Raw genomic sequence first — 20,611 nt, 5'->3', positions numbered from 1 at the left:
TTCATACGTTGCCCGGGCCGAGAACTGGCTAAAAGGTAAGCCATGATACTTGAAGATCACATGCAATCAACTAGGGAAAAACTCGGCAACGAGTTCGAGGAACTACATATCGCCATTGACGATTATTACATGGAATTTCGTAGTTCGCTCCATTGGGTCATCTTGCATCACCAACTTGGCATCGAAAAGATGGTGGAGCGGTTTGGCGAGAGCTGCCGCAGCGCTGCCGAAGTTCACATCACGGATGACTTTGGATTTGTTCCGGCCGGCCCGGCGGATTCTCGGTTGCTGAAGCACGTCTATTTCAATGGCCCTTGGGATTTGGAACACGCTGAGGAAGTGCTTGAAAAAGTGTATGGCCAGTCCTTTGATCTGGAAGCTGCATATGACGAGATAAAGGGGTAACATGATTTTGATAGTTTATACTAACCCAATTGAAAACAGATGGTTATATGAGAATTAGAAAGACACTCAATGATTTTGTGAAATACTGTGAAGCTCATCCCGATCTGCGCTTTTGGCAAGCCCTCCGAAATTGGTGCGGTCGGAGTTTCATCTTTGCAAGTGATGACGGTGAAAAATTTAAGGATACCTACTAGTGGGAGGAGCCAAGCGGCTCCCTCAGTCGCAAGAGCTTTGAGAAATACATACGGAGCTAAGCCTGTCAGGATTTGCGGGAGGGATATTTCCGCTGTCGACAAGGTCTTTGGCGATGATTGGTTGGACTAATCAATCCCCATCTTTTTTAACTCAGCGACCATCTCATCACTCGTTTTGTAGGTTATAATCAGCCTGCGGACTTCATCGAGGTCCTCAGGAGTTAGGTGAAGTCCCTCCTGTCGCACATGATGCTACGACATTTTCTAGAACCCGCTCTCGGCGTTTTATCTCTTCAGGTGTGAGTGTCGGTCGTTTTATGGCCACAAATTGAGCCTGACAGTTAAACTTGTCATATATTCTTTGTTTCTAGTTTCAGGCCGAGGGCTTTTAGGATTTGCAGGAACCATGCGAGGGTAAAGGTCCCACGTTGTAATTTCCCATAGATGCTTTTCTGCGTCTCATGGACACCAATAGCATTGAGGCGGTCGGCAAGATCCGCAACCTTGAGGCCCTGACTGGCCAGTAGAGCCTTGAGCGTGTTCCGCGCCTGTTCTTCGTTCCATTTCAACGTCATGCCCATACTTCTACACCAAAACAGCCCTACCCGTAAATGAAGAAATTTACCCAAATACAAGTTGACACTTATTCCCGTATTCGGGTAAATTTACCCTTATTCGTTGAATCAATGGAGGTAAAAAACATGGTGAGTTGGAGTTTGTTGGATTTCAAAAATCAGAGTCCCGCCGAGTTTGAGGCATTGGCCGACCAGGTAGGCGCTTTTGTCTTGGATCAAGAGGAGTTGCGTGAGCTGCTGGACACGGCAGGCCAGGCAGCACAGGAGACGGACGTATATAAAAATCTCCTAGGCATTTATTTACGCCGTGAAATCATGTGAGCTGCACACTTTGGCAATGCATGATTCATATGAATCAAATAAATCACAAAGTAATGAGGACTCGGAGCAATCTGAGTCCTTTTGCTTTGAGAAATTTTTCAAAATTTATACAGGTAAAATTGGGAAAACTAAAGTTTTTAGCGTTTTGTTTGCCGCAGAAATATAGATGTAGTACGGTATTCGCAATTTATGCAGCAAAATTTTAAAGCGAGGAATACGAATGAACCCTATAAAATACGCCAAGAGACTTACTGCATGGGAAGAGCACAAGGGGCTGAGACGCCATATCGGTCAAGTGTTCCGCAGTGCTCTGCCCAGGAAACCTATGCCGTTGGACCACCCTGATGCTCCACACATGACGAACTGGACCGAAGTAGAAAAGCATTGGGGCTTCACCGAAAAGGACAGATCGCGCCTCATTAGGGCCTATAAACTTCATAGATGGATGGCCCTCGTTCCCGCACTGCTAGTCGGATTGGTTGTTTGGGACCAGGTTGTCACTTTCGGATTTCCTACTCTGAACAGCCTTTTGATCGCCGTCCTGCTTCTGGTTTTAAGCTGTGTCATTCTTATCAGCTCGGAATGGCGTGTTTGGATGCTTGAAAATAAAAAATTTCAACCTGTTACCGTTTGGTTGGGAGTGAAAAATGATGAAAAATATATTTAAAACCGTTCGTGTTCTGCTCAGTGTTCTGTTTTCTTTCATTCTTGCCTTTTACTCGGTCTTTTTTCTCGTTTGGCACACCACTGAAACCCACATGTACAACTTGCAAGGCAACGCTCTTGTGTACTCCATGATCATCGCCGCATGTCTTTACAGCCTTCCTCGGCTTTGGTGGAGCGTGATGGTGCTTCCCCGCAGCCGCAGCAAGGATTCTGAATTTTGGCCTTGGGCCAAAAACGTAGTCAGCAAAATTCCGTCCTATTTTAGAAGGTAGGCACACATGCCCATGAGCAACCCATATCCTTTGCCTGTTGACCCGGCGAACGGTTTTTCTCTGCCTAAACTCAACCCGCATGATGTATCCTCACGCTTGTTGGATTCGGTCTTCGGCCCTGGATGGCATTCCCTCCGGGTCGGAGGCGATCCCAGCTTAGGGGGCAGTGCTGCGGTGTCAGTCCTTCTGCCTATTTTTGAACAACTGAATTGGCTGTTTACTAGCGCCATAATCATTATCTTCATCTGGATATATACAACCGGGATGGTTGGCACCGCATCTGAAGGAAAGCCCCTCGGCTCGAAATACCATACCGCCTGGATACCCATCCGTATTTCAACGGCACTCGGCGCAATCGCTCCTGTCGCAAAAGGTTTCTGCCTCCTGCAATTGGGGATACTCTGGTGCGTTGCTTTCAGCATCCAGTTTGCAAATTGGATGTGGTATGTGGCTCTAGATTATCAGGAGAAACAAGTTGGCCAGCTAGTAGCTACTTTGCCACCAAAAGTCGCCGAGCAAGCAGACGACTTGGTGAAAACCATTTTTATAAATCAAGTCAACCAAGCGCGTTGGGATCATTTCTATGGTGATCCGGATTCCCCGCTATACGACCCCATAGAAGGGAATGCTATATATGAACGGCGCGAAGAAGAAAGATCCGGTCAAAAATATGTTCTGTTCGTGTGGAACGGGCCGAGATCTTTCGACACCCAAATGGGCTATATTAGGATGCCCCTCATGGCAGATCCGGCCATGCAAGCAATCCACGAAAATCTCATTAAAAAACTTGTTGTCGAGTGCAACGCAATCGCAAAACCGTTTGCGGAAAATGAGGCTCTTGTGAGCAAAGAGGTATTCCCCGTATCTCCTCAAAAATTGCTTTGGCTCGCCTCAGACGCCTATAAAAAGGAACTACGGAAATTCGTTTCTGAATATTACAAAAAAGAGGTTCCGGAAAAGCGAAAAGAAGCTTTCGCTAATTTTAAAAATGAGGCCTTGTGGCGTGGTTGGGTCAGTGCTGGAGCCTATGTGTGGACCATGAGTGGCTTCTTGGAAGGCTTGAATCAAGAACTCAAGACATTTCCGACCGCCTTCAAGCCAGATAATACGGCTTTGCCGAGAAGCCTTAATGACCTCGGCCCCACAACCGCTGAGAGCGGAGGCGCAATCATCATGTCTAGAGCAAGCCAGGTGGCCAAAGAGGCCTTTGACATGACGGCGGCGGCTGAAGCCGGGAAAGGCGGGAATGAAGAAGGGACATTAAGCACTCTGTTCAATGAATTTTTCCGAGGAATGATTACATATGTCATCCATGGAATGAATTCGGGCGACCCTATAGTCTCTATGTCCGAAGTGGGTCACAAGTTAGTCGCGACGGTTCACGGCTACATAACTGCTATCATAGCGATTAAGGCCGGTGCCACTGCCGTTGAACACGCATCTGACCATGGTTTGGTTGGAAAGATCGGAAACTGGCTTTCTGGTGGGATAACCGGGGCGCTTATCAAGGCAGGAAACAAAGTTGTCCAGGGCCTTGGCGACTTTGCAATCGTTGGGGTTATTCCTGTTTATCTCGCAGGCCTGGCCATGGCCTTTCTTCTGCCGGCACTGCCGTTTGTCATTTGGTGGGGGGCAGTGATTAGCTGGTTGATCCTGGTCATTGAAAGCCTTGTTGCCGCGCCAATTTGGTGCCTTGCTCTTGCTATGCCCGAAGGAGACGGCTTTGCAGGCCAGCACGGAAGATCTGGCTTTATTCTCCTTTTGAGCATTTTGTTGCGTCCTTTGCTCATGCTGCTTGGCCTTCTGGTTGCCCTCATCATAATCGCGGTCATTGGACCAATCATTTCGGAAAGTGCTGAAATCATACTCTCAAGCGCACCGATGTTGCCGGGAGGCACAGAAAGACACATAGGGCTTGCCGGAACGATCTTCTATATATTCTTTTTCTGTGCTTTCATTCTTTTCCTCTGCAACAAGCTCTATCAGCTCATCAACCACTTGCCTGACAACATTATGCGTTGGCTCGGCCAAGCTGGTGCTGGTGCACAGCTTATGAATGGCGCTGAAGATCATATGAAGGGAGGGACAAACCAGGTGTTTGGTGTCTTTACTACAACCGCACATGCCGTTGGAGGTGGGGGGAAGCCTTCTGACTCTGGAGCAGGTTCTGCGAAGGATGAAGATGCGTCTTTGCAAAAGAAATCTGAACAGAACCACGAGGCGTCTTCAAAATATAAAGGGCGCTAAGAAGTGGGCCCACTCTGTTGGACCACTGAGCAGCTTTCTTGGATATCTGGCTGGTGTAGTTGTCAATAAAATGGCCCCGAATTTATCGGGGCCATTTTATCAATATTTATGGAAACCGCCTTGAGATCTATTCGCCCTTCTTTTTCTACATCTCATTCATGCACTCTTCAAAATATTGGTCGAACTCATCTTCATCCAGTTTGATACCATGATTTTCTAAATAATTGAGATAGGCTTTTCGCGTGGCGTCTCTCTGTCTCGTCACCAGATCCAACTCTTCATCCAACTCACGAATGCGCTCTCTGTAAGTCTCGGCATTTTGACGATGCCTCTGGAGGATCTTGTCAGTTGCCTTTTTATTGTAGCCTTTCTTGATTACAGGCTGACAACTCCCAAAACCGAAGAGGCCTGTGTTATTGGTCATATTTGACTCCTCTTAAAACACCGATAGATCATGTATGTCACACGGCCCTTTCTTGTCGAAAGTTTAATTGCCTTTTGAATTAGTCTTTTGAACTGTGCTGTCCATCTTCACGTCATCAAGTTTCTTCTTTTCGACATCAAGTTGATTGCCGTGGAGTTGAGCTAACGTTGGCTCGCCAACGTGGTCTTTGGGAGATCGTGGTTCTATGTCTGAACGTAAAATGCAAGGGCCAAAATAATTAATGTCTTTTAGCCACTTATAGGCAGCTTTTTCAGAGAAATATCTGATTTTATTTTTTTGGGTAAGAAGGAAAAATGAGTGCTGCTGCCGGGTCGTAATTACAGCGAAAAAGAATCTTGGGGGTTCTCTATCTTTGTACTTAAAATCTCTAGTCCCAGCAATCTCGCGGAATTCAATTTCGAACGGTGTTCCCATTTTGATGGAGTTCTTAAGTGCGGGTTCGTAAATTGGCTCCCATTTCCCTGACATCATTTGGATTTCATCTTGGTTTGCAGTTACAAGCATTTTTGCCTCTCAATTTGTCAGGATGTATTTTATAATATGTCAATCCTACTAAATTGATCAGTTAAACTGCGTTGTGGCCTACGTCAAATATAATCTGAGTTCCTGTCTTCATTTCGAGGGACCAGTTGATAGCAGCTTTTGCTGTGAACCTGCGTATGTGATCTTTTTGAGTGTGAAGTATGTTATCTCTGTCGTTGACACGAATTACACTGATATATTTGTCTTTTCTGTTGTCAGCAGGAGTAAATATCACGTCAACCATTACTCCATTTGAAATCATGTGCTTAACTTGAGCTTCCGAGATTTTGTTCATTGTTGCCTCTTGATTTATCAAAATATATAAATTAATGGTTGCATTGTGCTAATGGAATGTCAAGTTTGATGTTTTAAGTAGGAGGACGAGTGAAAGCGAAAGTTTGTGCCTTTGCGAATCAAAAGGGGGGCGTTGGAAAGACAACCACCGTGAACAACCTTGGTGTTGCCATTGCCAAGGCTGGCTACAAGGTCCTGTGTGTCGATCTCGATGCGCAGGCGAACCTCACGGATGGCCTTGGTGTGGATCCCTATGGTGTCGGGCAGAGTGTGTTTGATTTGCTCAAAGGGCAACCTGTTGAGCGAATGATCCTTGATGTTGGCGATGTTCATCTGCTTCCGGCGTCACAGCTTTTGGCCACCGCAGATCTCGAATTCTCAGGTCGAATCGCTAGAGAGCAGCTTTTGCGGAAGGGGCTTAGGTCTGTTTTGAGTTCCTATGATTATATCATGCTGGATTGTCCACCAAATCTTGGACTTCTGACGGTAAATGCGTTTGTCGCAGCTACGCATGTCTACTTCGTGTCTGAGGCGGAATACTATGCATTAAGTGGATTGGGGTTGATTTGGACAACCTTTGAAGCATGCAAAGAGCTTAACGCCACAGTCGAATTGGCTGGCGTGATCGTCACGCAATACGACAAGCGAAAAGTGCTTCATCGAGACGTTGTCCGATCCATCGGAGAGCAAGGACAATTTGTAAATAAGGTTTTCGAGACTAAGATTCGTTGCAACGTTGATTTGGCCAGTGCTCCAAGTCATGGCATGTCGATTTTTGAATATGATCCAAAAGCTAATGGTGCACTTGATTATGCTCAGTTAGCGCGCGAGTTTTTGCGGTAATTTTAATGTACCAATGTACATTTGTATCAAGGTATAAATGGAGTTTTATACAAATGGCTAAGCCCAAGGGGTTAGGACAGCGCTCTAGTGTTCGGCAGGTTAAAGCGATCGAGACAATAATTGGGAAATCTGGTGGGGTGCCAATGAAAAAGTCTAAGAATGTTGAATTCGATATGGCGCTATACCAAAGGCTTCGGAGAGCTGCTTTTGAAATGGACCGAAAAGAGGTCCACTTGATACGAGAGGCTTTAGACGAATACCTTGAGAACAAGGGGTATTAGTCTAAGCGATGATGGGGGGACCGCCAGTTTTTCAGATAGTTGTCGAGAGCTCTTTTGTTTAGTATGATTGTATCAATGTTCCTTTGTACATTTGTATGCCCAAGGGGATTTTCTCTTAGGCACCGTAAGGCAATCGTGTAGCTGAAGGTCACCCCCATTTTTGTCTGTGAGCTGTTAAGCTGCCGTATTAAAAGAAGGTTGGTTATCGGAATGGAAGATCTGAAGTGGCTGCTTATGTTGCTTTTTTCGGGGATAGGGAATCGGTTTCTTGGAAAGCGGGATAAAAATTCAAAAAAACAATCTGTTGTGGCTGATAGCGTCCAGCCCCCAAAGAAACAGGAGTCTCAGACTGAGAGTCAGATGATTTCACTCAGGCTGATAAGGGCTGTGGAGTTGATGAACAAAAGTAATAATGGCTATAAGTTCCTCACCATCCCCAAAGTGGCCGAGCTGTTGTCCTTGCCTCGAGTGAGCCAATTCGAAAATGTCCTGCTGGGCAAAGAAGAGGCATCAATCGATTTGCTGAAAAGTTTTTCAAGCTTTTTTGGTGTCAATTACGACTGGCTCCTTGAGGGAAAAGGAGAGCCCTTTAGTAATCCTTTGAGGAGAATTCATGATCCATTTGATTTGATGGATTGGTTGCAAAGGAATCCCTATGAGTATGTGTTTTTTGTTCGATCGAAGTCCTCATTTGGTGAATACGGCATCGTGATAAAATTGAATGAATATAGGTACATTACTGTCGACAGCTGGTGGGCTCTTGGAGCACGATCTGGAGAAGGGAGCTATCAGGTCTACAGCCTTTACCAGTTAATTGGTGAGTTGAAATTGAGCGGTGCTCGCTGTTGTTCCTTTGATTTTGAGGAGGAGTTGTTTTGGGATTTGTTGAATGGGAAACATTATCCTAAGACTTATCTCTCTCCAATGAAACATAATAGCTTTTGGTGGGATGATTTTACAGATATTTCTGGATATTATCCGTGTGCCTCTGGGTATTTAGAAGCATACGGTGAAAATTTTGTTCGTGGCCAAAGAATGGTCCGCTATTTTATTAAGGAAAAAGGGTACAAAGAGTACAGTGTGCATAACTTGGCGTGGGGGAAAACTGCTGCCTAAAATTGATCCCAATTGCTTAGGAGGCCAAGCACTTAATAAATTTGAGCCTACTATCCTACTTATAATGTAATCAAGGCGGATAGTTAGCACACCAATTTTGCTTGATGGCTCCTTATTATCCAAGAGGCTTATGAGTAAAGGTTCATTTTTTCGGCGCATTAATCCGTAGAGTTCTCCTCCGTTTCGGGAAATGGATGCGAGCACATTTATGCAGGTCTCCAGGTTGCTTTAGTGGTTGATCATGCGATGGAGCATGTAGCCAGCACTGAGCGATCCGTCACCAAAGACTCTTGGTGCAGAAGCTATGTTGGACTAGGTGGGATGGGCTTTTGGCTAGAGCGAGTTGATAAAATCTGTGAAGTCTGTTGAATTGATATGTTCGGAGATATGTAATGATTGTAACGCGATGGACGCGAGTTCTCTTGGAGAAAAGTTGCCCAGTGTAAATATGATTTTATATTTTTTTTTGGCAGTTTCGATGTCTCCAAGATACAAATGTGCCTCAGCTACTGTTGCTTCAGCCCATTTGTCGCGTGTGGCTTTATTCGCATGATCCATTGCTACTTTGGCCCACTTCTCCATTTCAGTGTAGTCCCTGGCAGAAGCTAAGACCATAAAAGCTACGTTGATTGCATGATAGTGACATTGGGAATGATCGCCTTTGCTCTCTGCTTGGCGAAAAGCCTCCGTATAGAGCTCCCTAGCCTGTTCGGCATCACCAGACTTACCCTCAGCTAGCCAGCGGCGTTTTAGGCGGCCCCCAAGAATTCCTTGTATGTCAGTACCTTTCTCAAGATTGTTTTGAAGTAGCTCAATGGCCGTTTCAGCTTTTCCAAGACTTGCTAAAGCCAGAGCATAAGTACCAAGGCTTTTCTCATCAAGTTCATCAATATGCATTTCATAGGTGTTTATCGCAGCTTGAAAGTCCTTCCGTTCAACCGCAAGCGCAGCACTATCAATTGGGCCAGCTTTATAGTGCCCTGACTCCAAAAAATTTTTGAGCAAACACACCCCGGCACACGTTTGTGACACTGGGCGGACGATATCAACGTGATTACCGGAAATGACTGCCTGGTGTTCCTCTAGGAAGGGTGAGAGAGAGCTGGCTGATGGGACAAAATCGTCTTGGTTGCCTGCCACAGAAAGAAAGGAGAAAGGAAGTCCGTGGGTGGTGATGAGATCCCACTTGCCTCTTAGCGTTTCAATGAATTTCCCTCCAGCTTTCATGTCTGCAATTTGGGCTTTGTAGAAACCTAGTGCTTTGGCCTTTCTTAGGCCGAGGCTAGGTGTCCCATAATGCACGAGATGAGAAACTCTTTCGGCAAACTCTTTGGACTCTATGCAAGCAGCTTGAGCCACGAGTCCTCCCATGCTGTGCGCCACGATTGCGATAGCTTGATACTCGCTTAAGGGCCCGAGGTTCGTTTGGGTCAAAAGAGATTTTGCGATCAAAGAAATGGGTGGTTCTTTCTTCCAAAAAGGGATGTCCGGCGTCAAAGCGCTTGGATAGCCCACAGAGTATAAATCCCAGTTCATAAACTGGCGATCTGTGCCGAACATGGTGAGAAATCTTGACCACGTCGAAATTGCACTGCCTGAGAAGCCATGCAGGAAGACTATCGCCGACTTTGAATTGGATTTTCGAATTGCGTTTATTTCGTTGCTAGGCAGCATAATACTGAGATTTGTGTACGGTTGTTACTTGCCGTCATAGTATGTAAAACCCTCAAACTCTGAAGGGTTTCCGTGTCGCCCTGTAGAGTACTGTCCTGAGACATACTCCACAAGAGCTTTCACATGATATTTGCCAATTTTTTTTTCTCCCAGCTGAACATGGAGATGTCGGAAGATGTTCTGGGGGATTTTAATGCAATTCTCCCCAAAGTAGTAATAGCAAGAGGATACAATTACATTGTCAGATTGAGTGTCCCTTCTAAGATTGCGTATATTTACCTTGCCATCTTCTAAGCTATGGTGAGAATGTGCTTGAATCCAAGTGGCATTGCTTTGGTTGTATATGTTGTCACCATGCATCTGTACCAAGCTGCCGTTCATTATGGGTTTTTTGGTCTGAAATCTTGGGTCATTCCAATAGGTGCTATATGATAGTTTCTCGTCAACGCGCATAAGGCATATTAAGTGCCCTTTGAGGTTATTCTGTTTTGATCCAAGGACTATAATCCAGTCCCCAATTACGGCTCCTTGTCGAATTCTAGGTTTGCATGTTGCTAATGTGCAGTACCCCCAGAAAGGGTTGGGAGCGAACCCAAATTCCCTTGGCGCAACATATGAGTATCCTTTCATTAGCAATCTACCCCTGAAGCCTTATAGTAGCTGTCTCTTGGACTCCCATCAGCTTTCTCCCAACCAGGACTTTTCCCATTAAGAGCATCAATGATTTTGTCAGACATCCAGCCAAATGCGCCGCAACCATATTTATTCAACGCAGGAGGGATGTCTGAGTCGGTTCCACCGCGGATGTAAACACCAAAAATATTCTTGTCCGCTTTTGCTGCCTGCTCAATTTCCCAGTTAACAAAGTCCCGTTTAGCAGTTCCTGGTCCAATAAGAACTATCATTGCTCCAGCCCAGTTAATTCGCGGCCTCAACATAGACTTAATGTAATCGGTGTTTTTCGCATCGTTGGGCTTTGTGCTGTCAATGGAGCTATTCTTAAGCGTATAGCCTTTGTCTCCAAGCAAATCTTTCAACTTGCCTATGTGTTCGTCATCCTTTCCATGGTGGCTGATGAATACCTTCTTTTCTTTCATGATGACTAACCTCAATGATTAAGGGTATAGGGATTTAAGACGGTGTATATTGAACAGAGACTTTAGTTGTCTCTGTCTATATTGCGAGATGGCTCTACCCTCTTTCTCTCGTCCACTATGTGTCCTCTTTGGGGGGATCTAGGAACTGATCCATCGATTTTTCCAGTTGTCCCAAGCGTAAACTAAAAGGTTATTGTCGCATTGGTCAGCAGCCCAATCCATTTCCTCAAACCATTGATGCCTGCGGGCTGCATCTGCTGCACAGATCCAAAATAAATTTTTATATGAGTGCGGCAGGTCTATTGCTGTGCAGATGCTTTTATATAAAGCAGGGGTCAAGTTGTCTCCTGCAAGGTCTCTGAGCATTCGATCCATTCGGCGGAGGGTCTTGTCGAACTCTTGTTTGGGTAGTGCTAACGAATCATTGTTAGATGGCAGCTTGGACTCAGAATAGCTCAATTCATTAAGATCAGAACAATATATGTGAAGACTATCACTGATTTGGTGGTAGGCCCCAGTTTCAAGCCCCAACCAGCCCGCCAATACTTCTTGAATGGTAGTAAATTGAACTACGTTGTATGGTGTACCTCTGTATAAATCGTTGCTCCTCATGATTTGCAACCATTCTAACTTTCCATCGCGAATTTTAGGCATAGAGCATATGTTACACGGAATGTCTTCAGAAACCGGAGAACCGTTATTAGATGGGAAGTCTCTTTCAGAATTCCAAATCTGGATCACGACTTGTCGTGAATCGGGGTTGCCCTTTAAAGCATGATAGGCCCGCTCCAACTGGTCAAAGGCAAACTGATTCCTTATTCGGTAACCGTACGCACCGTGGTATGTTGGCCCTTTTCCCATAAATTTGGGCAATGCTGGATTCCAGAAGTTAAGGAATTTTGAGTCATTTTGACCAGACAGTATCCATATGATCTCAGCGATTGCAAAAGCAGGGCTAATAGCTGGTTGACGAGATAGCACCCAGCGTTGTTTGGGATCTGTGATGTTAAAATTTGCATGGAGTATTTCGCGAGTTGCACCAAGTCGACTATCCTGCTTGGTCGAAGAGTGAACTTCATCAAAGTAACGCATAGCCTCAAGCCAAACATTGTCGGCACCGGTTCCATGAAATAGCTTAACTGGTGTATCAATTCTTTTTAATGCGGTCATTTATCCCCCATTTAGGCGGGTACCAGTATTCAATCTTCTTCGGTGAAGAAGTGAATTTCTGTTTGATTCTCGTTCTATTTGCTTGGCCCTGTATCTCTGGATGTGCGACTCTAGAGTATTTGTCTGTTTCACAAAAGAGGTTCTGGCAGTCAATGAATTGAAGCGGTCTACCCCACAGGTCTTTAAACTTAAGTCCAAGTCTTTCAAATTCATTTTCCTGTTCTTCTGTTACAAGCTTGATTATTTCAGCCTCGGTCAATCCACCTGTCGCTTGAAAACACTTTTTTATTCCGCTTTTGGCTCCTGGCCCTGGGACAACGAAATCCTTTTCACTGAAATCAGTAAGTCTGCTGTAGTTGATGTCTGTCACGTATTGGTAGGCTAGGAAGTCTCCAATTGATGGGTATTCTTTCATTAGTTCGAATGCAGCTCGCATTGACCTTGCTTCTGCTATTCTCGTTGGTAGCTCTTCACTAATCATTTTATGTATCAGATCCAAGTGCATCCGATGTTTCTTATTATGTGGTGAGCTTTTTCCTCCAGAGGGCATTATATAAGCTGCAGAATATATGCGGGTGCCGGATGAAATCGCATTAGTGAGGATTTTGTCATACCGATTGAAAGAATAGTCAGAATAAACAATGTCCTTAAACTCTGACCTGAGTAGTTCCCACGTTTCAATTTTATTGAATATTTTGAAAAGCAGTATTCTAAAGAACAATTCATTAATATCCTGACTTCCCTTGTATATGACTTCTTTTATTAGATATTGGCTTACGCGGTCCGAAGCTCTGTAAGCATTTGTGAATTTGTAAGTCGTAAGAATTGGGTCACTTGTCCAGGGTGATCGCTCTTGTTTCTGTCGCAAGAAAAAGATGTTCTGCCGTTCTACTGCAAACTTCCAATAGGTGTCATAAACAATAGTTGGCTTTAGTAGCTTCGCGAGCTTTGATGGGTGATTCGCCTGCTTGTTGGTAATGTGGTTGATTCTACTAGGGATTGTATTCTCAGTTGATTTAGAGCTTATCTTGCTCAATGTTTGTATCGTTACATCTAATGTGCTGTCATTTATGACAATGTGGATATTGCTGTCAGGGTGTTCGAGTATTAAGTTCTCGTATCTTGTATTTAGTTGTTGAGATTCTTTTGACAGCTTAAATGCTTCTTTTCTTTGTATGTAAAAAATTGCTTCTGGCTTTAACTCTCCCCAGAATTGCTTCTCTATTTGAATTATGGATTCTAAAATGTCGTCTGGAACAGTGTTGAGCTGGCCGTATGCGTACAGAGACCACCAGTATCGATCCAAAACAACTGATGTCCCCATGTCCAACAATGGTTTTATTTGCTGCTCAATCTGATCAATATGGGCTGCAAGATGTAATATCTGCAGGCTCGTTGGATGGATGTCGTCGGTTAATACATCCAGTCTTGAGTGGTGGATGTCATATATGATTTTCCCAAGGCTTCCTTTTTTTTGTCCTGGGAATGATAAGATTTGATTGGTTATACCTTTTGAGCTGAGATGGTCAGAGAACTCTTGGCACAAAGTTGTTTTCCCTACACCATCAGGGCCTTCAAAGACAAATAGTTTGCCAGTATTAAGTAGTGAAAGTTGTTTCATATCTTCAGTTGATTTATTAGCCCAGCCAGCGGTCTAGCAATTTGGGGAATATCCCGCTGATAATAGCGCCCATTAGAGTGATAATGATGGTGAAAAGAACTCCGCCAAGCCAAATCGCGATTCGGTTTTGGTCCTCTGTTGAATAATACTTACCTCCACGGGCAAGTTCATAGGAGCAGTGTTTGATATTGCTGCTATTGAATGGACTTATCAAATTTTCATCTACACTTCTTTTTTGTAGAGTTTGAGTACTCCAAAGAGACATTAGTTCTCCTGAATCCTATAGTTCTTAGCTTCTGTGAATACATCTTTGAGTAAGCATTTTTTCGCCTCTAGTAGAGGGTTGCTGACCATACATCTAAGCGAGTGAAAAACGGAGTGGGTTTGCTGGGCAAGAAATTTCCCTAAATATAGCAAGCCAAAATAATTCCCATAGGCCCGGCTATCGATGTACTGAGTGGTATAAAATGCTGACAATGTAAGCTGCTTGTTCGGCGTTATCCAGAATCCAAGCTGCTGAAGGCATGGGAATTTTAAGCCATGTGGATCTGTATGATCTTTGCCAGGGTCGAAACACGACAGCTGCATTTCAGATTTAGTAGGTGATATTGTCTGGGTATTCCACTTGTTGATGAGGTACTCTAGTTGATTCAAATGGGTTATCTCGTCAGCCGTTTTATTGGATTTTACGCACCTGAAGTTAACCATTCTCTCGAAGTATGTTTCTTTTGAAAAAGTACATCTCGCTTTGTATTTTTTTAAATATGTACCAATATACCACTTTTGAAGAGCCTCAATGCCTATTCGACCAGAGAGTTCCCATTTCTTGTACGGAAAGATTGTAGAAGCTGTTTCTTCAATCGTGACGAATTTGTCTTTAGTTTCTTTCCGTTTCATTAAGAAATTATTCAATGTGTTATGAATACTTCTATGGAGCAGTGGAGGATTGTTTCCCTGGTCTGTAATTACAACACAAATTGGGTTTGAGCGCTTACCAGGTTTTCCTACTTCTAGTAATACGTTTGCCCAGGCAGTAGAGACATCTGAAGCTTCGATTACGAATTTATCCTTGGTCTGCTTATTTTTAGTCATCAGGGTCTCCAAAGTGTCTGTGTATGCTACGTCCAGAGAATTCTTTGCGGCTAACCCTGAGGGAATTGGTCCAGCCGTTTTCAGAATCGATAATTGATATTCCTTGATTTGAAGCCTGTATCAGGCACCCATGCTGATTGTGGGAGAGTATACTGAAATTCTTGTCGTGTTTGTCCAGCTGGCATGGGACGTATGCGCAATCTCCCACTTGTAAATCGATGGCTATTGAATTGTCCCATTGGGCATCAGCATAAATCAGGTGGTCGGTGGCGATCTTATTCGGCAGTACCTCTGAACGGATGCTCTTAGGCGTTGCTTTTGACAGGGCTTTGAAATGGTCCTGATTGATCATCTCGAAAGTGTAGTAAAGTTGGTTGACGAGTGTTTGGTAGCCAACCCCCAGCTGGGAGGCCACTCGATATATCTCTATCGGAGTACAGACTTGAATTGTAATATGGCGCCTGCCAAACTCATTTTTCAGGCAGTGGATCGGCATAAGAAGGTGTCCAGCAAAAAGGTTGACCAAAAGCTCATCTTCAGAATCTGCTTCTGCGCAGCCAATCGTGTGGAGATCATCTGCTTTGGTGCCGTGATTAAAGAACCAGTGGCCAAGTTCGTGCGCGGCTGTGAACACCTGCCTTGGAGAGTTGCGAAGAGCTGGGACAAGGATTGTATTCTTTTCTTTAGAATACATCCCACCAAAACTAGACCCGCCTGTGAACCAAACCAGCACTTCATGTGCTTCAGCAAAATCATATATGCATATGGGGGCATCTTGGGGAATTGTAAGTTTTTTTCGAAGAAGCATGGCCCCTTTTAATGCCCGTCTGCCAAGTGTGGTACGATCAAACATCAAGATTCTCCGTTAACGTCTCGTAATGTGCTTAGGAGATTGAGAACTTTGTCTAGATCTTCTTTCTTTAGCTTTGCTAATTCGCGTGCCGCCAAATGAATGGAAGGGTTGTCCTGGGCGTCTGCTTTATTAAGCAGCCAGTTTACACTTACTCCATAAATATCTGCCAAATGAGCCAGCTCTTCTGCAGTCACGTTTCTTCGACCGGCTTCAATTTCACTTATTGTTGGCCTTTGCTTATTCATGAGCACTGCAACTTGTCCTTGAGACAATCCTGCCTGCTCTCTCGCAGCACGAAGACGATTTGAAATAACCGTTTTCATATCTTGGTTAGCCATTACTCCCCTCAGCTTTTTTTATAAGCTCTTCGACATGTTTTACCATTTGGCCAACAGTTCTGCGTTTCCCATTCTTCCCTTTGCCGTCAACAAACAGGTTTTCGTCTCCGAAGTCTTGGCCCAACTGTGCCTCAACCTCGAGAGTTACGAGCATCCCATCTTCGCTACAGAGACCTAAGCTTTTAAATGGACACATGTTGTCGCTAATGCTGACAGGCTTGCTTTCGGCGTCTAGTTCAGCGACGTCTTTAAGGCATTTGACGATAATTTCTCTTATCGACTGTTGGGGCATGGTGCGAGCTCCTCCTTACGTGCAGTAAGAAATACTTACATCATGTAGGAAGAGAAATCAATAGTCACTGAGTAGGGGCTAGGTGCTTGTCGGAAAATGACCAGTATGAGGGGACGAAATCAACTTAAAAAGAAGTCCACTGGTTTTTCCGGGGCCAGCAATTTTACTTTAGATCATCTGGTGTAAAGGTCAAATCTCTCCTGACTCACCTTGCCGTCAACTCCAGTAATTGATTTATAGGTAATTGGAGTTACTAGGGCGCTCTCATCTGAGTCAAGTTTGAACGAGTAGCTAATTTCTGAGAACAGAATATCCCATTGAAATACGATTTTCCTTCGGGTGTCGTCTTTTGCTGTTCTTAGTAGATAGTTGAAATTTTTAAATTTTTTTACAACGAGCGCTTCGAATAGGCTCGTGTCTTTTTGGGGGTCCAAAGTCACATCTCCATAATTTGACTCAATGTGCACTTCACACTTATTGGAGTCGCCGTTAGTTACATCAAATTTTTTAATGCAGTTTGTTGGAACGAAATTGTCTAGGCGATGATCAAGTAGCTCTGCCAAGCGGGGGCGATTCCATTCTTGAATTTCATCACATAAGATAAGTAAGAATGAAAGTGTATTTAGATCTAGATGGTAAATTTTGGGGCAAGTATGTCCACATATCGCCCGCAAAATTTCTCTTCTTATCATGAACTGTCTGAGGTCTTCGTCGGATAAGGGGTTGTCGTCAGGGCCATAGTCAGTCTCTAAAAAATAGACGAGTTTTTTGAACAATAGCAGGCCACTAAACATCCCGTGTTTGTAATCTTCAAGTGATTTTGCGAATTTGTCGCGGAATTTGTGTTGTATTTTAGTTCGGTGCTCTTGGACTCCATGGATGTACATGGCTTTCGAAGACGAAATATTGATGAATTTTTCTACAATGAAACTATTTAAAAGATCAAAACTGAAATCTAGTTCATTAAAACTCAAGCAGCCAAATTGACTGATTATTTTTCGGACATGCTGGTTGATCTTGGACGTTTTTTCAATGGGGTAACCAAGGTCGTGGCACAGAGCTATGATTGTCCACATTGCCCACAGTTCGCTTTGGGAAATGACGTTTGGGGCTCCCTTGTTCTCTTTGTGAAATCTGATTTCACTATTAAATTTAAGGTGTTGAATGTCGTTTAATATGACGGGGTTATCTTCAAAGATTAAACCGATGCCAACACCCCAGACTTGTAATACATGTTCAATGTGGTCCCGATAGTATTTTTCTGTTCCGTAAAGAACAGACTCATAAGCTACGAAGTCATCATAATATAGCAGGAGTTCGTCAATGCCGTGTGAAGTTCTATTGCGAATTTGGTCAAAATGTTCGGAAAAGGCTTTCATGTCATCGATAGGGATGTCGCTATAAACTTTCTCTCTTGAGTCATTAAGTTTTAATAAGCAGATAGTGTCGATCAGCAGTTCCTTCCACAATTCCTTAGCGGCCTCTCGTCCACCTTCTCCAGTGTACTTTTTGATCGCTGCTTGAGCTGTCGGGCTAATGAAAGGAATTTCATTATTGCCTAACTGATTGAATACCGTTTTTTTTAGATAATCGTCATTAAGCTCAACAGTTTTGATGGTGATTATGCCCATCTTTTTGCTCATAGCAACCTCATTATGTCCTTGATTTGAATAATATAATTGATAGTTCGTATATGCGATTTTGATTATTTAGAAGCTAAAGGGCGATTGTTGTCAATTGAAATTAGGGTTAGCAATTTACCTTTGGGCTTGCTTCTTCCGTTTGGATGTCGATTGGGGGGGGGAGCACCATACTTGCCGCCCAACTTGGAAAGGAGGCTTCAGGACAGCGTTTTAGAGTTGCACGGACTGTGAACTCTGCGGAGGGATCTCTTTCTCTTCTTGAAAAACGGGGGCCACCCAAATAATGATCTGTAATAAGCTGAGTTTGTGTTTGGTGCGACTGGCTTGAATTGTAGCGCCTGGATATCCGTATCAGATGTACAGCGCGGGAATCTGAAGCTTGTTGAGTGACTTCCTGACACCGTGTGGGATAAAGACAAGTTGTAGCGGGATCGGTAGAGGAAATACTTGCGATGCGTGCTTCATGCGTGTCTAACCTCTCATGAGTACGAATTTGGGCGCAGTTGGACGCAGCTGTATGAGTCTAACTTGTTAAAATGCTTTAAAATCAGTTGGTTTTTAGGGGCGTGCTCTTCCTGCTAAGCGTGTATGGGGCGTAAAACTCCATCGAGAGTTCAAATCTCTCATTTTCCGTTATATTTTAATGGCTTACGATGAGAATCGTAAGCCCTTTTTGGGTGTGTTTTGGACGGTGTAAATAGGCGAGTGTGGAACAATAAACATTTTGCTTGAGAATGGTTTTGTGGAAGTAGGAAGGGGGGCTGGTTGTGTGGAAAAAAGGCTTACAGCGAAATGCATTGCGCGGTATCAACCTGAAGCGCTCTTACTTCGTATCTTTTCAACTTGCCACGTTCTAGAATCTAGAATATAGAATGTGTATGAATTTACTCCCGCAAGATGTTCTTATCATGTTGAAGCTCACGGTCTTGGCCGGACAGGAATGGACTTACGGCAGTATTGCCTATGAACTCGGGCTGAGCAGTTCGGTAGTCCACAGTGCAGTTAAGCGAGCCATACAGGCTCAACTTTTCAATGAGCACGAACGGCGACCCCGATTCAAGGCATTGGAAGAATTCCTCATCCATGGGGTCAAGTACGCTTTTGTTCCCGATGTGGGGTCGCTTACGCGCGGTATTCCCACGGCCTTTGCCGCGCCGGTGTTCCGGGGCGAATTCGGATCATTCGACGAAGACATGAATATTTATGTTTGGCCGCATCCCAGAGGGGAGCATCGGGGCATGGGATTATCGCCACTACACAAGTCTGTCCCCGAAGCTGTTGAAAGGGATCAGGCGTTGCATGACGCTCTCGCCGTCTTGGATGCCTTGCGTATCGGACGTGCAAGGGAGCAGAGGTTTGCTGAAAACATTTTGAGGGAGATGCTGCACCATGCAAAGGCGCAAGTATCAATATGTTGATAAGATTGTCCTGGCGGCGCAACTTCTCGGCGATATGGTGGAGGAGGTCGTCTTCGTCGGTGGGGCCGCAGCCGGGCTGCTCGTGAACGATCCGGCCATCACGGATGTGCGGCCAACTTTGGATGTAGATGTGGTCATCGAAGTTGCAACCAGAGGCGAATACTATGCGGTGGAAGAACGCCTCCGTGAGAGAGGTTTTAAGCAGAGCCTAGAGGAAGATGTCATTTGCAGGTGGCGGAACGGTACGCTTCTGCTTGACGTCATGCCTACCAACCCCGACATCCTCGGCTTTTCAAACAAGTGGTATTCTGATTCGCTTCGCTATGCTCGGAAATGTGAGATTGACGGCGTGTCGTTTCTAGCTATCACGCCGCCGTATTTCCTGGGGACCAAACTTGAGGCTTTTTATGGACGAGGCGAAGGCGATTTCATGACTAGCCACGATATCGAAGACATCATTGCGGTGTTGGATGGCAACCTAGATGTGGTGGAAGAGGTAACTCAAGCACTGGATGATATCCGCGCATATCTCGCAAGTGAGTTGTCTGGACTTTTGGCGGATGAAGAATTTCGAGATGCCTTGCCCGGGCATCTTCCCACAGATGCTGCCAGCCAGCAGCGGGTGCCGATCATTATGGAACGAATGAGACAAATCGTATCGAATGCGTCGGACTGACGGACTTCGTCTATAAAGTGGGTTTCCATTGGAAGGCTCTGTGCCTAGCCTTCGGATTAAGAGTCCGCTGCTTTGTCTTCCAACACCGCACCAACAATGAACTTGGCAAAAGGCCGGATGTCATTGTCCACACTGGCCGTGGAAAGTGGCAAAGGGTCTCTAATAAGGCCCTTTCATTGCTGGAGAGTAGAGCGATAGCGAGCTGATCGCAAAACGCTGTGTTGAAGATGACTTTGTTACTCTCGACGAGGTTGTCATCGTCGTCAAAGGGATAGCAAAATCGGACTACGTCAAGTATGTCTTTATTGCGTTTCGACAGGAAGTGATCGAACATGTCATCAATCGAAATTGAGGTCGTAATGCTGTGCCCACCCGTCAAGTAAAATAAAATTAATAGCTAGTGTGTTGGATAAGGCCAGCGGCATGTTGGCTGAGTGCACCAATTTGTGCACCATAACTCAATTAGAGTCAGTGAAAATGGTGCATGCTTTGATGAGGATGGTCGAACTTAGTGTCTGAAAGTGTTAGTATTATTGAGTGCTGCTGTTTCAGTAAT

At 44.6% G+C, this 20,611-nt stretch carries 24 protein-coding genes; 9 read left to right on the top strand and 15 right to left on the bottom strand.

The features are described from left to right. Positions 1-42 precede the first annotated feature (42 nt). Positions 43-405, top strand: a complete 363-nt coding sequence (locus V8V93_RS14680; RefSeq protein ID WP_338667344.1) for a hypothetical protein — start codon at positions 43-45, stop codon at positions 403-405. 544 nt (positions 406-949) lie between these two features. Here V8V93_RS14680 and V8V93_RS14675 read toward each other — a convergent pair. After that, a complete protein-coding gene (locus tag V8V93_RS14675) occupies positions 950-1,180 on the bottom strand; it encodes a DUF6471 domain-containing protein (protein ID WP_338667343.1) in 231 nt (76 codons plus the stop codon). 30 nt (positions 1,181-1,210) lie between these two features. On the opposite strand from V8V93_RS14675, the gene V8V93_RS14670 reads away from it, so the two are divergent. The 4 genes from V8V93_RS14670 to V8V93_RS14655 all read left to right on the top strand — a co-directional run bounded on the left by V8V93_RS14670 (position 1,211) and on the right by V8V93_RS14655 (position 4,680). Further along, positions 1,211-1,495 (top strand): hypothetical protein, encoded by a 285-nt coding sequence (locus tag V8V93_RS14670; RefSeq protein ID WP_338667342.1) that lies wholly within the window; start codon positions 1,211-1,213, stop codon positions 1,493-1,495. A 220-nt stretch (positions 1,496-1,715) separates the two neighbouring features. Then, entirely contained in the window at positions 1,716-2,162 is a 447-nt protein-coding gene (locus V8V93_RS14665) for a hypothetical protein (protein WP_338667341.1), read from the top strand. Then, positions 2,143-2,433, top strand: a complete 291-nt coding sequence (locus tag V8V93_RS14660; RefSeq protein ID WP_338667340.1) for a hypothetical protein — start codon at positions 2,143-2,145, stop codon at positions 2,431-2,433. The genes V8V93_RS14665 and V8V93_RS14660 overlap by 20 nt, the downstream gene beginning before the upstream one ends. A 6-nt stretch (positions 2,434-2,439) precedes the next feature. Next, complete coding sequence (locus V8V93_RS14655) at positions 2,440-4,680, top strand: DotA/TraY family protein (protein ID WP_338667338.1); 2,241 nt, start codon at positions 2,440-2,442, stop codon at positions 4,678-4,680. A 145-nt stretch (positions 4,681-4,825) separates the two neighbouring features. Here V8V93_RS14655 and V8V93_RS14650 read toward each other — a convergent pair whose 3' ends face one another. The 3 genes from V8V93_RS14650 to V8V93_RS14640 form a co-directional block, all read right to left on the bottom strand. Further along, complete coding sequence (locus V8V93_RS14650; protein WP_338667337.1) at positions 4,826-5,104, bottom strand: hypothetical protein; 279 nt, start codon at positions 5,102-5,104, stop codon at positions 4,826-4,828. A 63-nt stretch (positions 5,105-5,167) separates the two neighbouring features. Beyond that, on the bottom strand, positions 5,168-5,629 hold the full coding sequence (locus V8V93_RS14645) for a hypothetical protein (RefSeq protein ID WP_338667336.1): 462 nt from the start codon (positions 5,627-5,629) through the stop codon (positions 5,168-5,170). A 61-nt stretch (positions 5,630-5,690) separates the two neighbouring features. Next, complete coding sequence (locus V8V93_RS14640) at positions 5,691-5,942, bottom strand: hypothetical protein (protein ID WP_338667335.1); 252 nt, start codon at positions 5,940-5,942, stop codon at positions 5,691-5,693. Positions 5,943-6,031: 89 nt separating this feature from the next. On the opposite strand from V8V93_RS14640, the gene V8V93_RS14635 reads away from it, so the two are divergent. After that, positions 6,032-6,784, top strand: coding sequence for a ParA family protein (locus V8V93_RS14635; protein WP_338667334.1), 753 nt, complete (start codon positions 6,032-6,034; stop codon positions 6,782-6,784). Between the two features lie 491 nt (positions 6,785-7,275). After that, positions 7,276-8,181 carry a helix-turn-helix domain-containing protein gene (locus tag V8V93_RS14630; protein ID WP_338667333.1) on the top strand — a complete coding sequence of 302 codons (906 nt, stop codon included), beginning with the start codon at positions 7,276-7,278 and terminating at the stop codon, positions 8,179-8,181. Positions 8,182-8,514: 333 nt separating this feature from the next. Here V8V93_RS14630 and V8V93_RS14625 read toward each other — a convergent pair whose 3' ends face one another. From V8V93_RS14625 to V8V93_RS14580, 11 genes are all read right to left on the bottom strand, one after another. Beyond that, positions 8,515-9,741, bottom strand: coding sequence for a tetratricopeptide repeat-containing protein (locus V8V93_RS14625; protein ID WP_338667332.1), 1,227 nt, complete (start codon positions 9,739-9,741; stop codon positions 8,515-8,517). Between the two features lie 138 nt (positions 9,742-9,879). Further along, positions 9,880-10,485, bottom strand: coding sequence for a hypothetical protein (locus V8V93_RS19500; RefSeq protein WP_422394373.1), 606 nt, complete (start codon positions 10,483-10,485; stop codon positions 9,880-9,882). Next, positions 10,485-10,952 (bottom strand): TIR domain-containing protein, encoded by a 468-nt coding sequence (locus tag V8V93_RS14620; RefSeq protein ID WP_338667331.1) that lies wholly within the window; start codon positions 10,950-10,952, stop codon positions 10,485-10,487. The genes V8V93_RS19500 and V8V93_RS14620 overlap by 1 nt, the downstream gene beginning before the upstream one ends. Positions 10,953-11,090: 138 nt before the next feature. After that, positions 11,091-12,122 carry a thymidylate synthase gene (locus V8V93_RS14615; protein ID WP_338667330.1) on the bottom strand — a complete coding sequence of 344 codons (1,032 nt, stop codon included), beginning with the start codon at positions 12,120-12,122 and terminating at the stop codon, positions 11,091-11,093. Beyond that, the gene (locus tag V8V93_RS14610; protein ID WP_338667329.1) at positions 12,100-13,743 is read right to left on the bottom strand and encodes a nucleotide kinase domain-containing protein; all 1,644 of its coding nucleotides are present in this window, start codon (positions 13,741-13,743) and stop codon (positions 12,100-12,102) included. Before V8V93_RS14610 ends, V8V93_RS14615 begins: the two co-directional genes overlap by 23 nt. A gap of 16 nt (positions 13,744-13,759) precedes the next feature. Next, on the bottom strand, positions 13,760-14,008 hold the full coding sequence (locus V8V93_RS14605; protein WP_338667328.1) for a hypothetical protein: 249 nt from the start codon (positions 14,006-14,008) through the stop codon (positions 13,760-13,762). Further along, positions 14,008-14,835 carry a hypothetical protein gene (locus V8V93_RS14600; RefSeq protein ID WP_338667327.1) on the bottom strand — a complete coding sequence of 276 codons (828 nt, stop codon included), beginning with the start codon at positions 14,833-14,835 and terminating at the stop codon, positions 14,008-14,010. The genes V8V93_RS14605 and V8V93_RS14600 overlap by 1 nt, the downstream gene beginning before the upstream one ends. After that, on the bottom strand, positions 14,828-15,688 hold the full coding sequence (locus tag V8V93_RS14595; RefSeq protein WP_338667326.1) for an ImmA/IrrE family metallo-endopeptidase: 861 nt from the start codon (positions 15,686-15,688) through the stop codon (positions 14,828-14,830). The genes V8V93_RS14600 and V8V93_RS14595 overlap by 8 nt, the downstream gene beginning before the upstream one ends. Beyond that, positions 15,688-16,026: a helix-turn-helix domain-containing protein gene (locus V8V93_RS14590; protein WP_338667325.1), complete on the bottom strand. Its 339-nt coding sequence runs from the start codon at positions 16,024-16,026 to the stop codon at positions 15,688-15,690. Before V8V93_RS14590 ends, V8V93_RS14595 begins: the two co-directional genes overlap by 1 nt. Then, positions 16,019-16,318 (bottom strand): acyl carrier protein, encoded by a 300-nt coding sequence (locus tag V8V93_RS14585; protein WP_338667324.1) that lies wholly within the window; start codon positions 16,316-16,318, stop codon positions 16,019-16,021. The genes V8V93_RS14590 and V8V93_RS14585 overlap by 8 nt, the downstream gene beginning before the upstream one ends. Before the next feature lie 173 nt (positions 16,319-16,491). Beyond that, positions 16,492-17,961: a hypothetical protein gene (locus tag V8V93_RS14580; RefSeq protein ID WP_338667323.1), complete on the bottom strand. Its 1,470-nt coding sequence runs from the start codon at positions 17,959-17,961 to the stop codon at positions 16,492-16,494. Between the two features lie 908 nt (positions 17,962-18,869). On the opposite strand from V8V93_RS14580, the gene V8V93_RS14575 reads away from it, so the two are divergent. Both V8V93_RS14575 and V8V93_RS14570 read left to right on the top strand, forming a co-directional pair. Then, positions 18,870-19,379, top strand: a complete 510-nt coding sequence (locus tag V8V93_RS14575; protein ID WP_338667322.1) for a hypothetical protein — start codon at positions 18,870-18,872, stop codon at positions 19,377-19,379. Next, on the top strand, positions 19,351-20,055 hold the full coding sequence (locus V8V93_RS14570) for a hypothetical protein (protein WP_338667321.1): 705 nt from the start codon (positions 19,351-19,353) through the stop codon (positions 20,053-20,055). Before V8V93_RS14575 ends, V8V93_RS14570 begins: the two co-directional genes overlap by 29 nt. Positions 20,056-20,611 lie beyond the last annotated feature (556 nt).

It is taken from the genome of Pseudodesulfovibrio sp. 5S69 (assembly GCF_037094465.1).
In the GTDB taxonomy this organism is placed as follows: domain Bacteria; phylum Desulfobacterota; class Desulfovibrionia; order Desulfovibrionales; family Desulfovibrionaceae; genus Pseudodesulfovibrio; species Pseudodesulfovibrio methanolicus.
The sequence above is the reverse complement of the archived record's forward strand: the minus strand, read 5'-3'. Positions and strand labels throughout refer to the sequence as shown.

Coding starts and splice junctions, on each gene's coding strand:
- V8V93_RS14665 (WP_338667341.1), top strand. CDS start 1,716: ATGAACCCTATAAAATACGCCAAGAGACTTACTGCATGGGAAGAGCAC.
- V8V93_RS14580 (WP_338667323.1), bottom strand. CDS start 17,961: ATGAGCAAAAAGATGGGCATAATCACCATCAAAACTGTTGAGCTTAAT.
- V8V93_RS14660 (WP_338667340.1), top strand. CDS start 2,143: ATGATGAAAAATATATTTAAAACCGTTCGTGTTCTGCTCAGTGTTCTG.
- V8V93_RS14630 (WP_338667333.1), top strand. CDS start 7,276: ATGGAAGATCTGAAGTGGCTGCTTATGTTGCTTTTTTCGGGGATAGGG.
- V8V93_RS14590 (WP_338667325.1), bottom strand. CDS start 16,026: ATGGCTAACCAAGATATGAAAACGGTTATTTCAAATCGTCTTCGTGCT.
- V8V93_RS14605 (WP_338667328.1), bottom strand. CDS start 14,008: ATGTCTCTTTGGAGTACTCAAACTCTACAAAAAAGAAGTGTAGATGAA.
- V8V93_RS14650 (WP_338667337.1), bottom strand. CDS start 5,104: ATGACCAATAACACAGGCCTCTTCGGTTTTGGGAGTTGTCAGCCTGTA.
- V8V93_RS14570 (WP_338667321.1), top strand. CDS start 19,351: ATGCAAAGGCGCAAGTATCAATATGTTGATAAGATTGTCCTGGCGGCG.
- V8V93_RS14625 (WP_338667332.1), bottom strand. CDS start 9,741: ATGTTCGGCACAGATCGCCAGTTTATGAACTGGGATTTATACTCTGTG.
- V8V93_RS14615 (WP_338667330.1), bottom strand. CDS start 12,122: ATGACCGCATTAAAAAGAATTGATACACCAGTTAAGCTATTTCATGGA.
- V8V93_RS14675 (WP_338667343.1), bottom strand. CDS start 1,180: ATGGGCATGACGTTGAAATGGAACGAAGAACAGGCGCGGAACACGCTC.
- V8V93_RS14585 (WP_338667324.1), bottom strand. CDS start 16,318: ATGCCCCAACAGTCGATAAGAGAAATTATCGTCAAATGCCTTAAAGAC.
- V8V93_RS14680 (WP_338667344.1), top strand. CDS start 43: ATGATACTTGAAGATCACATGCAATCAACTAGGGAAAAACTCGGCAAC.
- V8V93_RS14640 (WP_338667335.1), bottom strand. CDS start 5,942: ATGAACAAAATCTCGGAAGCTCAAGTTAAGCACATGATTTCAAATGGA.
- V8V93_RS14655 (WP_338667338.1), top strand. CDS start 2,440: ATGCCCATGAGCAACCCATATCCTTTGCCTGTTGACCCGGCGAACGGT.
- V8V93_RS14595 (WP_338667326.1), bottom strand. CDS start 15,688: ATGTTTGATCGTACCACACTTGGCAGACGGGCATTAAAAGGGGCCATG.
- V8V93_RS14670 (WP_338667342.1), top strand. CDS start 1,211: ATGAAGAAATTTACCCAAATACAAGTTGACACTTATTCCCGTATTCGG.
- V8V93_RS19500 (WP_422394373.1), bottom strand. CDS start 10,485: ATGAAAGGATACTCATATGTTGCGCCAAGGGAATTTGGGTTCGCTCCC.
- V8V93_RS14645 (WP_338667336.1), bottom strand. CDS start 5,629: ATGCTTGTAACTGCAAACCAAGATGAAATCCAAATGATGTCAGGGAAA.
- V8V93_RS14600 (WP_338667327.1), bottom strand. CDS start 14,835: ATGACTAAAAATAAGCAGACCAAGGATAAATTCGTAATCGAAGCTTCA.
- V8V93_RS14610 (WP_338667329.1), bottom strand. CDS start 13,743: ATGAAACAACTTTCACTACTTAATACTGGCAAACTATTTGTCTTTGAA.
- V8V93_RS14620 (WP_338667331.1), bottom strand. CDS start 10,952: ATGAAAGAAAAGAAGGTATTCATCAGCCACCATGGAAAGGATGACGAA.
- V8V93_RS14575 (WP_338667322.1), top strand. CDS start 18,870: ATGTTGAAGCTCACGGTCTTGGCCGGACAGGAATGGACTTACGGCAGT.